Genomic DNA, 12534 nt, shown 5'->3' with positions numbered 1-12534 from the left:
GGTGTTTGGTTTGAATCAAGTAAAAAATATCGTCGGCATCTTAGCCGGCAATACATTATATGCGCTGGCCGTTGTGTTGTTTATCGTGCCCAATGAGCTGATTACCGGAGGAACGACCGGAATGGGGCTGCTGTTTGAACAGGTGTTAGGTGTGCCGTTAACGCTGTTTGTATCGCTTTTTAATATTGCGATGTTTTTGCTGGGCTTTTGGGTACTGGGCAAACAGTTTGCGCTGACGACTTTGATCAGTTCTTTTTATTATCCGTTTATTTTAAGTATCTTGCAAGGCTTTTTGGGAAATGAAGTCATGACGCAGGATCGTTTGCTGTCCTGTATTTTGGCGGGACTGATGATCGGTGCGGCAATCGGCATCGTGATCCGCTGCGGTGCCAGTACCGGCGGCATGGATATTCCGCCGCTTGTTCTGCACAAGAAAATGGGCATCTCGGTATCGCTCAGCATGTATGCGTTTGATTTTGTGATCCTGCTTGGACAGATGGTCATTCGTGAACGGGAAATGGTGCTGTACGGCATTTTGTTAGTGCTGATCTATACGGTGGTCTTAGATAAGGTATTGGTCATAGGCAAATCCCAGATACAAGTAAAGATCATCAGCAAAGAATATGAGCACATCAATGAGATGATCATCCATCAGTTAGATCGCGGTACGACGCTGATGCATGCAGAAACCGGCTTTAAGCACAGCGCATATCCGGTAATTCTAAGTGTTGTGAGTCCCAGAGAGCTTACCCTTTTATGTGATCGGGTACATGAGATCGATGCCGATGCTTTTATGATCATTCATCAGGTCAATGAAGTAAAGGGGCGCGGTTTCACCATGGCCAAACACTATGAGTAAGAAAGAGGGAACAGTCATGAAACGCAAGTATTTCTTTTTCGATATTGACGGTACGCTTACTAGTTCCAAGGTGTTTAATCTGGTGCCGGAAAGTACAAAGCGCGCCTTATGCGCATTGGAAGCGCAGGGACATTTTGTGGCGATCGCAACCGGACGGGCCCATTTTCGAGCCAAGGAGTTCGCGCAGGAACATGGCATTCAAAACATGGTGTGTGAAGGTGGGAATGGATTATACTTCGGCGGTAAGCTGATCGCCTATGAACCATTAGCCGATGATCTGGCGATCGCCATCATGAAAAAAGCCGAGGCACTGGGGTTCCCGCTCGCTGTATCATTGACAGATGATCGGATCCGTCTGACCAAAGACGAGCGTTTTGTCAAACAGTGTCCCGGTGCGCAAGGATTTGTGGAATTACAGGTCGAGCCACACCTGGATCTTGATGCACTGCATCACATTCGTCGTTTTATGATCGCCATGCGGCCGGATGAAGAAGCAAAACTGCCGGAAATCAAGCAGATCGGTATGATGCGCTATGATGATAGTTTTGTCATTGTGGAACCGGATGATAAATACAAAGGGATCCTGCGTATGGTAAAGGAAGCAGGCGGTGATCCGCAGGACATCGTAGTATTCGGAGATGGTCTCAATGACCGCAAGATGTTTGAACAGGCGCCCTTTTCCATTGCGATGGGCAATGCGATCCCCCAGTTAAAGATGCTTGCCGATTATGTGAGCGATGACAGCGATCATGACGGCATTTGGAATGCCTGCGTGCATTTTAACTGGATCGAGCCAAAATAAAAGCGTGGCTGCACACGCTTTTTTACTTTAAGATGCTTTGAATGGCAATGCAGTCCGGTCCACCCTGGGTAATAAAGACCGGGGATAATTCTAACATCCAGATCTCACAATCCGGAAATGCTTCCTGTATGACCTCTTTGGCGATCATGGCTTTTTCAGGACAGAGCGCATGGGAAATGGTGATCAAATGATTACCGTCGACACCTTTTACTTTCAGATCCTCCGCTACCATCTGAAAAGCACCGCGTAAGGTACGCTTGATCCCCAGCTTTTCCAGTTTCTTGACATCGCCTTCCGTAAGGGTCATGATCGGCACCATTTTCAAAAGTCCGCCAATCGTTGCGGCCATCGGTGTCAAACGTCCTCCTCTTTTTAAGAAAGCGAAGTCCTGCGGCATCAAATATGAATAACTGTTGTCGATGCTTTTTTGCAACTGATTTAATACCGCATGCACATCATCACTTTCCTTAGTTAAACGAATGGCTTTTTCCAGCAGATAGCGATGTGGCCCACACAGTGTTTTGGTATTGACGACATGGATCTTTTCTTTATGCGCACTGTTTTCCCTTGCCCCGCATGCGCTTTGATAAGTACCGGACAGACCGTCCGCCATCGCCAGATCGATAATATCGTCATTTGGATAACGCTCATATAATTCCATCTTTTCGCCGATAGAAGGCTGAGAGGAAGAAGGAATGCCGCCGTCCTGTATCAGTTTGATGAAATCGGCGGCGTTGATATCGGCATACTCGCGATAAGTATTGCCGTTGATATTGACGGAAAGCGGGGTAACGGCTGCGCCGATCGCCTCTGCATCCTTAGGCGCATATAAAGTAGAAGTGTCGCTGATCATTCGTATCATCGTGTAATCGATCCTTTCTGTAATAGTTCTCCATAATTCTATCTAGTATTGAATACTAGGTAAAAGATAGCACGAGATTGCTTCACTGTCAATATAAATAGTATTAAAAACTAGATTATGTGATTATTCACATAATATTTGCCAATTTTAAGCATTTCCGCTATACTATAAAAAGAAAGAAAGGAAGTGCAGATCATGGAAGATCCGATCATCTCACAGGAATGGATCACTTCATTAGAGCAGTTTCATCTGCCGAGGTGGGAGGAACTGCCCGATTTTGAGATCTATATGGATCAGCTGATTACGATCGTTTCCCAATACGTCGCTATCTTTCAGGATAAAGAGGGAAGCATGATCACTGCTTCCATGATCAATAACTATGTCAAGGCGAAAATCATGCCAAGACCCCTCAAAAAGAAATATAATAAAGTGCATATCGCATATGCGCTGGCCATTACCATTTTGAAAGAAGTGCTGACGATTTCAGAGATTCGCGACGGTATTGAGATCCAGTCAGAGCGTTCCGGCTTAAAGGGTGCCTATCATATTTTTTGTGATGAACTGGAATTAGCGACCAGTACGGTAGCCAAAGCATTGAAGAGCGGTACGCTTCCCTTTGAGGAACTGGTGATCGCTTCCGATAAGATGGCGATGAAGCTCTGCACGTTTTCGCTCATCAGCAAGCTGATCACACGCAAGATGGTGGCAAAGAGCATGCAGTTGAAGCGACTTGGCGAGCAGGGATGTGCTGATTCTATCGAGTAGTTTTATCATATTGTAATTACAAATAGTGAATAAGTGCATAACTATGCACTTTTTTAACATTTTTTCTCATATAGATTTATTTGACGAAGCCCTATTTCAAGTGATATAGTAAGATGGAAAAGAGGTGATGCGTGATGCGTAATGTAAAAGAATTGGTATGGGATTATGGAATCGTGATCATCGGCAATTTCCTGCTGGCGGCCGGCGTCGTATTGTTCATTTTGCCTAATGATGTACTGACCGGCGGAGTAGCCGGTATTGCGGTGGCGCTGTTTCCAATATTCCATATTCCGACCGATCTCATGATCAATGCTTTGACGATTGCTCTATTTGTTCTGGGCGCTTTGACGTTAGGTAAACAGTTTGCCATTAAGACATTATTGAGCACCATCTGTTATCCGGTGTTTATTTCCGTGTTAAGCAGTTCTGTGCATGCGATCGAGATTACCGACAATCAGCTGCTGGCTTCTATTTACGGCGGTGTGTTGATGGGGGCGGGCGTCGGTCTTGTCTTTCGTACCGGTGCCAGTACCGGCGGTATGGATATTCCGCCGCTCATCGTCAATAAGATCACAAAGTGGCCGCTGCCGACCTTGGTGCTGGTAACCGATGGATTGACCGTATTGCTGGGGGCATTGGTGTATGGTGTCGAAGCTGCGCTCATCGGTATCATCTCGGTTTGGCTGAGCTCTTATGTGATCGATAAAACGATGATGTTCGGCGGGCAGGCGACCAAGAATGTCATGATCATTTCCAAGCATCAGGAAGAGATCTTGCAGGTCATCTATCAGGATCTGGGCAGAGGTGCGACGATCTTGGAGGCAAAAGGCAGCTATACCAGTGAAAACCGTCCTGTGCTGATGGTTTGCGTATCAAAGAAACAGTACCCGCTGCTGAGCCATGAAATCAGCCGCATCGATCCTGAGGCGTTTGTCATCGTGATGGATGCCAATGAGGTGCAGGGATATGGCTTCAGCTACCTGGAAGAAATGTAAGATCAAACATCATGATCAGTGAGGAGAGGATACCATGATCGCATATAAAAAATTAGAAAGCGGCGATGAACGATGGCTGACCAAAGTGAATCAAACCTTTCGCGGCTGTCAGATCAGCGAGGAAAAGGCGGAAGCAGTGCTGCAGGACAGAAAGATCCGGGTGTATATCGCTTATGAAGCGGATACAGTCTGCGCTTATACGCTTGCTTATGTATTGCCGCGCATCGACAACGGCAACGCGATGCTTTTGATCTACCACCTGTTTGTAGAAGAAGCTTATCAGCGCCGTCATATCGGTGAAACGCTGATGAAGATCGTGCTGGAAGAAGCAAAAGCGGAGCATCTGCACTATATGTTTTTGATCACACAGGACGACAACGAAGCAGCCAATGCTTTGTATCAAAAGGCAGGCGGTGAGCTGCATGCGCATAATAAAAATATTTATTACTGGTATGGAAGCGGGAAACCGCAGGTTTAATGGACAGAAAGGAATGTTTGCTTCATTCCCTTCTGTCTTTTTTTACAGGGCTTGAACTAAGCGAAAAAAAGCTTACATTGTATGATATAATACAGATAATAGCAATTACTTGGAGGTACGCCATGAAAAAGTTTGAACGCATCGCCGTCATGCTTGTCCTATCGATCATCTTTACGCTGTTTTCTCCATATGGCGTTTATGCCGAAGAAGAAACGCTTCCAGCCGATGCACGCTATCATATCGTCGATTATTTGGAAAGCGGAAAGGTAGAGGAATTTGCCTCTTTTGACAGTTATGAGGAGGCGCGCACGATGTATGATGCCGTATTGGAGGAAAAAAACAATCCGGCGATCGTGCATCAGGGAAAACTGATTTTGGTGCGGTATGGCTTTGTGAGCTTTCGCAGCAGTGATCTTTGTGATTACAATGTGGAATACACGAATGCCGATACGAGAGAAAACGGCTATCTCAACGGCTGCTATGCCAAGGACGGCTTATTTTTGGATACATACAGCGACGGCGTACAGGTAAAATTTCAAATATCCGGGGTCAATGCGTGGGCGGCGTTAGCGGATGTCGAGATCATTCCATTGCAGGAGGCGGACAATTTATCATCTTATCGGATCTCCAAAGGGCACTTGATCCATGATTTATCGAACGGGATCCGTGAAAGCGGATCTTCTGCCAGCATCCGTTTAGACGAAGCGCCTTCCTTTATGGAAGAGCAGACGACCTATTACAGCTATGACGGCATTTACTTCTATCAGGAAGATGCGATCAAAGAGATGATCGAAGATGCGCGGGCAATGGATCATCGTCATGCGGTCAATGCTTCTTCACCATATTATAATTATTATCAGTATGTATCTCATCGCAGCAGCAGTGTTTACAGTGCGGAAGAAATCGAGGATTATCTGAAAGAACAGCGCGGCGCTTATGCTTCGCTCACCCATTTTTTGGACGATGATCAAGATGGGATCCATGATGTATTGACCCAGTCTTTGTTAAGCGGCAGCGCAACTGCCTTGCTTCAAAATCAGAACCTTTATGGAAGCAATGCCTTGATGATGCTGGCGGTGTCGATGAATGAAAGTGCGATGGGAAGAAGCAATCTCAGCTATCTGAAAAATAATTTATTCGGTCATGCGGCGTATGACAGCAGTGCGGCGGAAAGTGCATCACGCTATTTGCATACAGGAGAAAGCATCAAGGTGCATGCGGACGCTTATGTATCGAGAAGCTATGCCGATCCAAGTGCGTATATGTATCATGGCGCTTATTTCGGCAATAAACAAAGCGGTATGAATGTCAGTTATGCTTCTGATCCTTACTGGGGAGAGAAAGCGGCTTCTTATTTTTACCGCATGGACGATGCGCTGGGTGGCAAGCAGAAAGAGGCATATGCGCTTGGAATCGTGAATATGGCGGCGAAAATACCGGTATATGATTCGACCAAGAAGAAAAAGCAGAAGGTCCTATATGAAGTCGATCATCTGCCCCAATACAGTTTCCTGATCTTAGGGAAAGTGGAAACGAGCGCACAGGATTATTATCAGATCCAGTGTGATCCGCTGCTGGAGGATACAGAGGAACATTATTACCGTTTTCAAGATAATATCGGTTATATTGAATGTGAAGCGGTCGATACAGTGCTTAACGCATCGGCGCTGAAAAAGCAGGCAGAGTATGCACGCATGACATTTGACGCGGGAAAAGGGCGCTTTGAAAACGGCGAAAAAAAGCTGGTAATGGACGTGCAGAAAGGAGATCTGCCGGCAGTGGAAGCACCGCAGCGAAAAGGCTATCTGTTTGCGGGCTGGGACAAAGAGATCACTGCTGCCAAAAAGAAAACGACCTATCGGGCGACTTATACGAAAATACAGTCAGTTGAGTGGGAAGAACCGAAAACATCGTATGGCTATGGCGATACGCTGGATGTAAATGGCTGTGTCTTTACCTTTACCGCTAAAAACGGCACACGCCAAAAAGTACCGCTCACAAGTGAGATGGTATCCGGCTATGATATGGAGAAATTAGGCAAGCAGAAATTACAGATCCATGTGCTGGGCAATACCTATACTTATACGATCGAAGTAAAGGAAAACAAAAAACGGATCAAACAGCAGGAAACACAGACAGAGATCAATGCGATCATTGCGGACTTTGCGAAGCGAAATGTGATTTTTACCGGTGCTGAGAAAAAACGGATCTTGGCAGCGCGTGATGCTTATTATGAAAGCAAGCCTAATTTGAGCATGTGGGAGATCCGCGAATTTGAGAAAATCGTTTCTCGTGTCGATCAAAACAGTACGATCACCTTGCACGCATCAAAAGAAACGGCCGGTATATCCGGAGCGACGCTTGCTTTTCCATCAGCGGAAGAAACACGCACCATTCAGATGGAGATCGATGAAAATGTGAAATCCAAGCAGCAGCTGCTGTTAAAGACAACTGCTAAAAACAATGGTTATGAAGCAGAGGCGTATTATCGTCTTGTGATCAAGGAAGAGGATCGGGTCTATGAAACACTGGACGTGCCGCTGATCTTGTCTTTGCCAAAGCCGGAAAAAGCAAGTGATCAGGACGTTTATCAGGTGTACGCATATGTCGATGGGGAAGTGATCCGTCTGGAAACGACGCAGACCCAAAATCAGATCAAATGGAAGACGAAATATGCGGGCAGCTTTGCCATTGTGAAGCAGAAACAAAACGATGTCAAAGCAGGAGAAGACATTGCGGAGTTTACTGCGATCAGTGAGGACCCGGCTTATCCTTGGCTGCCTTATGCGATTGCGGCGGCACTGATTGCCGTGTTGGTTGGGGCAGTGATCCTGGCATTTCGCTATCGCAAAGGGCGTCGGCTGTATCATAGGAAAGTGACACATCTGAAAAAGAATCGATGAAAGCCTGTGTTTATAAGTGAAAAATTAGATGACACAAAATACTGCAAATCGGATAAAAACGTAAAAAATGACTGTAATTCAATGAAAAATAGGCAAAAAAACTGTCAAGCGAAAATGAAAATGTCCCAAAAAAAGTCAAACATTAGCACCGTTCATTCGGTGCTTTTGTTTTGCCACATAATTGAGATAAGAAGCATGTTTCCAAGGATGTGACATAGGCGGTATATAGTACTTTCTTTGTTTAGGTTTCTCATATTGTACATCAAAAGTTTTAGATAGTTCTTCATGTTCAGGAATTTCTACCATAACGAAAAGCTGATCAAGAATATTGACATATAAACTTCCTTCAAAGGATTCGATGACCATGGCTGTAGTACCTTTTTTCAAGTATGTCCTGATTCCATTTTTTGTAACAGGTATGTAATACTTGTTCTTATAGCGTATACAGTGACCGTTGTCTATTTTACGTGTACTCAATACAGCTAAGATTTGATTGATTTTTGTGTTCTCTGGTTGCTTTTCAAATACTGTTTTAGTATTATTTAAGGGTAGAGAGAACATGTCATTGAATTCTTTTATGTAGGAGTTTAAGAACTCGTTGGCTTCCTCTATGGTGGAAATACCTGCAAGTCTAAGCTCAATAGGCAAACGAGATTGCAGGGTTTGGTTCAAGCGTTCTACACGCCCTTTTGCTTGCGGAACGCTTGAACATTCTAATTCGATCCCTAATTGATGACAGGCATAAGAGAACTGTGTAAACGTGTCTTCTTCATCAGAAGATGCGTTTTTTCTTTTGTATTCAAAAACAGTACGACGGTCTGTGAAGAACTTAGCAGGGATGCCATAAGCAGTGAGTATCTGGTAGGTAATTTGATAATAAGCATTTAATGTTTCCTGACGATCAAAATAAGCACCCACGATCATACCGGTGGCATCATCGATCGCTAAATGAAGATGAGAGATGGTATCACCAAACCAAAGGTGAGGAGAGGCATCCATCTGAATCAATTCACCAAAGTAAGCACAACGAGGACGGCGAGGATGAGCATCAGATCTATCTAAGCGTTCAAGTTTTTCCTCGATCTTAACCAGTTCTTTTTTAGAATTTGATCGTTTCTTATGTTCGCTCAAGATAGATTTCATTTTTTTGATCGTTTTCTTTCTTGCTTTAGGAGAAAGGATCCCTTCATCAAATAACCATTTCTTAATAGTAGAATCACTAACAGAAATATTCTCATTCTTCAAAAGGAGTTCAGAAAAATGAGTAAAATTGGCATCGTGATATTTAGTACGATACAGATCGATCACTTTACGTCTTGTATCTTCAGGAATAGTAGTAGAAGGTTTCCTGTTTCTATTCTTATGGATAAAACCTTCTTTTCCTTCATTCTGATATAACAGAATCAAACGATTCACGGTACGGATCGTGCAATGCAATTTCAAAGCAGCGTTTTTCTTGTTTCCGTTGGTATCAACTAATTTTTTAATAATTTCATATTTATATTGTTCTTTCATTCTTAATACAACCTCTCTCATATTAACCTCTCTTTCACGAAAGGTTTATCATATATCACTTTTGGGACAAATTCAATTCCGTTTCATTAAGACATTATCATTTTCGATTCATATAATTCAATGAAAAATAGGCAAAAAAACTTGACTGTTTGAGCATTGCAGTATATCCTATATTTAAGAAAGTTATCACAATACATTCGTTTTGATATTCCGTTATAGAGCATCATTTGAGTGTTTGTATGGCTCTTCTGGGAGGTGCGAATATGTTTACAGGTAAGGTAAAATGGTTTAATGCTGAGAAAGGTTATGGATTCATCACAAATGATGCAGGAGAGGACATCTTTGTTCACTTCTCTGCGATCAATGCGGAAGGATACAAAACACTGGAAGACAATGCGACTGTAACTTACGATGTTGTTGAAGGCGACAGAGGTCCGCAGGCAACAAACGTAACAGTTGTAGAATAAAAATCAGCGAGGAAAGTCCGGCGGGTGCCGGGCTTTTTCTATGAAAGCCGCATTTTATAAAATGCTTGTCATGAAATCGATCTGTCGGTATAATGAAACGTAAATAAAAACAAGAGGAATGACGGCGGCAAACAGCCGGATCATAAAAGGAGTGAGGGGATGAAGCGTGAAGTGATCAGGCAGGCATGGGGAAAAACGATACCGGTCATGGCCGGTTATCTGGTGCTTGGCATGGGGTTTGGAATATTGATGAAAGCAAAGGGTTATGGGATGGGACTTGCCCTTTTGATGAGCGTATTTGTTTATGCCGGCTCTTTGCAGTATGCGGCTGTTTCGCTGTTCAGCAGCAGCGCCAATCTATGGATGGCAGCTATGACGGCGTTTATGGTCAATGCCCGGCATCTGTTTTACGGGCTTTCGATGTTAAAGCGCTATCGGGGCGCAGGATGGAAGAAACTGTATCTGATGCATGCTTTGAGCGATGAAACCTATTCTTTGGTCTGCAATGGTGCGCCAAGCAACGTAACAGACCCACATGCCTATTATTTTTATGTTTCGCTTTTTGATCAGCTGTACTGGGTGATCGGTACGCTTTGCGGTTCCCTGCTTGGTACGATCATTCCCTTTGATCTGGCGGGCATCGAGTTTTCGATGACAGCGCTGTTTGTTACGGTATTTGTAGAACAGTGGATCAGTGTGAAAGAGCATCGTCCGGCCTTGATCGGTCTGGGTGTTTCCGCACTTTGTTTGTTGCTATTTGGAAAAGATAACTTCTTGCTTGCGGCGATGGTGCTGATCTGTATCTGGCTGTGTGCGATCCGAAAAAGGCTGCGCCAAAAGGAGGCGTTAAAATGATCGAAAATCCTTTGTCCATGATCGCTGTCATGGCGCTTGTAACACTTTTATTGCGTACATTGCCGTTTATCCTGTTTCAGAAAAGACGACCGTTCACGCTGATCGAAGATCTGGGTGCGTGGCTTCCTTATGCGATGATGGGCATGCTTGTGGTCTATTGCTTAAAGGATCTGCCGTCTGTCGCAATGACGCATGCTTTTTTACAGATCGGCTGTGTGATGCTCGTTGTGCTGTTGCAGGTATGGAAGCGAAATACTCTTTTCAGCATCGTCCTCTCAACGCTCTGTTATATGATCCTGCTTCCTTTCTGTTAGAAATTTTGGTTTTTATTTTAGAAGCAAAGCAGTGAGAAAATGGGTGGAAACATGGATTTTCGACAATAAACGACAGCACGTTTCCACATCTCATTGTTAGATCCTCATGAGAATAAAAAAACATTCACGCAAACGGTGAATGTTTTTCATTAACAGCGCTTAAGCGGCTTCCAGCTGCGCGATACCTTGCTGCAGGCGTTTGATCGTTTCGCTTTTGCCTAACAGGAAGGCGATTTCCGTTGCGCCGCCTGCCGTCCGTTCTTTCCCGGATAAAGCGGTACGCACCGGCCACAGCACCTGTCCGTTTTTTAATGCGTGCTCTTTGGCGATCGCACAAAGTGTTTCATACAGCGCTTCATTGCTCCATTCTTCCTGCTTCTCCAAGACCGGTACGACCAGTTTCAATGAGGCAAGGGCAATTTCCGCGTTGGTTTTCATTTTCTTATGCGTATATAACGCATTGTCATAGGATGGCAGCGCATTGAAGAAATCAACAGCGTCTTTGATCTCGCCGAACGTTTCAATACGCGGCTGGATGATGGCGCATAACGCTTTCAGATCGATATCCGGATTTTCGATCGCTGCTTTTAGATACGGCAGAGCATGCGCATAAAACGCATCGCTGTCCATTTTGTGAATGTATTGCGCATTGACCCACTTCAATTTATTAACATCGAATACCGAAGGCGCTTTGGAAAGACGATGTTCGCTGAACTGCGCGATCAGTTCTTCTTTGCTGAAGATTTCTTCTTCTCCCTCCGGCGACCAGCCTAACAGCGCCATGAAATTAAACATCGCTTCCGGCAGATAGCCGCTTTCATCGTATTGTGAAATATACTGCATGATCGAATGATCGCGTTTCGACAGCTTCTTTTTATTTTCATTGACGATCAGCGTCATATGTCCGTATTTCGGCGGTTCCCAGCCCATCAGATCATAGATCATCAGCTGTTTCGGCGTATTGGAAATATGTTCTTCACCACGGAATACATGGGTGATATTCATGAGGTGATCATCGACCACGACCGCAAAGTTATAAGTCGGGATCCCATTGCTTTTTACGATGACCCAGTCGCCGATATCCTTGGACTCAAATGAGATCGTACCACGGATCATATCATCGAATGTATAGGTCTTGCCTTCCGGTACTTTGACGCGAATGACATACGGCATGCCTGCCGCTTCTTTCTCTGCGATTTCTTCCGCACTTAAATGGGCGCACTTGCGATTATACATCGGCGCCTGCCCCTGCGCTTCCTGAATGGCTTTGACCTCTGCCAGCTCTTCCGCTGTGCAAAAGCATTTATATGCATAGCCTTTTTCCAGCATCTCATCGACGATCGCACGGTAAAGATCCAATCTTTCCATCTGACGATAAGGTCCGCATGCCCCCGGCTTCTGCGGTGATTCATCAGGATCGATGCCAAGCCAGTTCAAATAGTGCAGCTGGCTTTCTTCGCCCCCTTCAACATTTCTTTCAATATCCGTATCTTCGATTCTTAATACAAAGTCCCCGCCGTAATGCTTCGCGAACAGATAGTTGAACATGGCTGTCCGCGCATTGCCGATATGTAAAAAACCGGTAGGACTCGGCGCATAACGCACTCTTACTTTATTCATCAGTTTTGCCCCTTTCATTAGCCTTTCCATTATATAATAAGAAAGCGACAATCGCAACCGCAACTGTATTTTCGTAAGCGGCTATGATAGAATAAAAGA

12 protein-coding genes are annotated in these 12534 nt (G+C 44.6%); 9 read left to right on the top strand and 3 right to left on the bottom strand.

What is annotated here, in order from left to right; translation table 11 throughout:
• Positions 1-10: 10 nt before the first annotated feature.
• Together C1712_RS06480 and C1712_RS06475 are read left to right on the top strand one after the other, a co-directional pair.
• Positions 11-859 carry a YitT family protein gene (locus C1712_RS06480; protein WP_102267861.1) on the top strand — a complete coding sequence of 283 codons (849 nt, stop codon included), beginning with the start codon at positions 11-13 and terminating at the stop codon, positions 857-859.
• A 16-nt stretch (positions 860-875) separates the two neighbouring features.
• On the top strand, positions 876-1661 hold the full coding sequence (locus tag C1712_RS06475; protein ID WP_180963088.1) for an HAD-IIB family hydrolase: 786 nt from the start codon (positions 876-878) through the stop codon (positions 1659-1661).
• A gap of 22 nt (positions 1662-1683) precedes the next feature.
• On the opposite strand, the gene C1712_RS06470 is transcribed toward C1712_RS06475, so the two are convergent.
• Positions 1684-2523, bottom strand: coding sequence for a DegV family protein (locus C1712_RS06470; protein ID WP_102267857.1), 840 nt, complete (start codon positions 2521-2523; stop codon positions 1684-1686).
• A 195-nt stretch (positions 2524-2718) separates the two neighbouring features.
• On the opposite strand from C1712_RS06470, the gene C1712_RS06465 reads away from it, so the two are divergent.
• From C1712_RS06465 to C1712_RS06450, 4 genes are all read left to right on the top strand, one after another.
• On the top strand, positions 2719-3288 hold the full coding sequence (locus C1712_RS06465; RefSeq protein WP_102267855.1) for a DUF1836 domain-containing protein: 570 nt from the start codon (positions 2719-2721) through the stop codon (positions 3286-3288).
• Between the two features lie 131 nt (positions 3289-3419).
• Positions 3420-4283, top strand: coding sequence for a YitT family protein (locus C1712_RS06460; RefSeq protein ID WP_418291057.1), 864 nt, complete (start codon positions 3420-3422; stop codon positions 4281-4283).
• Between the two features lie 34 nt (positions 4284-4317).
• A complete protein-coding gene (locus C1712_RS06455; protein WP_102267852.1) occupies positions 4318-4761 on the top strand; it encodes a GNAT family N-acetyltransferase in 444 nt (147 codons plus the stop codon).
• Positions 4762-4883: 122 nt separating this feature from the next.
• Positions 4884-7664: a bacterial Ig-like domain-containing protein gene (locus C1712_RS06450; protein WP_180963087.1), complete on the top strand. Its 2781-nt coding sequence runs from the start codon at positions 4884-4886 to the stop codon at positions 7662-7664.
• A 135-nt stretch (positions 7665-7799) separates the two neighbouring features.
• Here C1712_RS06450 and C1712_RS06445 read toward each other — a convergent pair whose 3' ends face one another.
• The gene (locus tag C1712_RS06445) at positions 7800-9179 is read right to left on the bottom strand and encodes an ISNCY family transposase (RefSeq protein ID WP_102269713.1); all 1380 of its coding nucleotides are present in this window, start codon (positions 9177-9179) and stop codon (positions 7800-7802) included.
• A 263-nt stretch (positions 9180-9442) separates the two neighbouring features.
• Here C1712_RS06445 and C1712_RS06440 point away from each other — a divergent pair, with 263 nt between their 5' ends.
• The 3 genes from C1712_RS06440 to C1712_RS06430 all read left to right on the top strand — a co-directional run bounded on the left by C1712_RS06440 (position 9443) and on the right by C1712_RS06430 (position 10815).
• Positions 9443-9646: a cold-shock protein gene (locus C1712_RS06440; protein ID WP_102267848.1), complete on the top strand. Its 204-nt coding sequence runs from the start codon at positions 9443-9445 to the stop codon at positions 9644-9646.
• 159 nt (positions 9647-9805) lie between these two features.
• Positions 9806-10501: an AzlC family ABC transporter permease gene (locus tag C1712_RS06435; protein WP_102267846.1), complete on the top strand. Its 696-nt coding sequence runs from the start codon at positions 9806-9808 to the stop codon at positions 10499-10501.
• Entirely contained in the window at positions 10498-10815 is a 318-nt protein-coding gene (locus tag C1712_RS06430) for a branched-chain amino acid transporter permease (protein WP_102267844.1), read from the top strand. The genes C1712_RS06435 and C1712_RS06430 overlap by 4 nt, the downstream gene beginning before the upstream one ends.
• Before the next feature lie 159 nt (positions 10816-10974).
• Here the strand turns inward: C1712_RS06430 and gltX are convergent, their stop codons facing one another.
• A complete protein-coding gene (gltX, locus tag C1712_RS06425) occupies positions 10975-12435 on the bottom strand; it encodes a glutamate--tRNA ligase (RefSeq protein ID WP_102269789.1) in 1461 nt (486 codons plus the stop codon).
• Positions 12436-12534 lie beyond the last annotated feature (99 nt).

This window comes from Massilicoli timonensis (genome assembly GCF_900199515.1).
Classification (GTDB): Bacteria; Bacillota_I; Bacilli_A; order Erysipelotrichales; family Erysipelotrichaceae; genus Massilicoli; species Massilicoli timonensis.
The sequence above is the reverse complement of the archived record's forward strand: the minus strand, read 5'-3'. Positions and strand labels throughout refer to the sequence as shown.

Coding starts and splice junctions, on each gene's coding strand:
- C1712_RS06475 (WP_180963088.1), top strand. CDS start 876: ATGAAACGCAAGTATTTCTTTTTCGATATTGACGGTACGCTTACTAGT.
- C1712_RS06470 (WP_102267857.1), bottom strand. CDS start 2,523: ATGATACGAATGATCAGCGACACTTCTACTTTATATGCGCCTAAGGAT.
- C1712_RS06465 (WP_102267855.1), top strand. CDS start 2,719: ATGGAAGATCCGATCATCTCACAGGAATGGATCACTTCATTAGAGCAG.
- C1712_RS06455 (WP_102267852.1), top strand. CDS start 4,318: ATGATCGCATATAAAAAATTAGAAAGCGGCGATGAACGATGGCTGACC.
- C1712_RS06450 (WP_180963087.1), top strand. CDS start 4,884: ATGAAAAAGTTTGAACGCATCGCCGTCATGCTTGTCCTATCGATCATC.
- C1712_RS06445 (WP_102269713.1), bottom strand. CDS start 9,179: ATGAAAGAACAATATAAATATGAAATTATTAAAAAATTAGTTGATACC.
- C1712_RS06440 (WP_102267848.1), top strand. CDS start 9,443: ATGTTTACAGGTAAGGTAAAATGGTTTAATGCTGAGAAAGGTTATGGA.
- C1712_RS06435 (WP_102267846.1), top strand. CDS start 9,806: ATGAAGCGTGAAGTGATCAGGCAGGCATGGGGAAAAACGATACCGGTC.
- C1712_RS06430 (WP_102267844.1), top strand. CDS start 10,498: ATGATCGAAAATCCTTTGTCCATGATCGCTGTCATGGCGCTTGTAACA.
- gltX (WP_102269789.1), bottom strand. CDS start 12,435: ATGAATAAAGTAAGAGTGCGTTATGCGCCGAGTCCTACCGGTTTTTTA.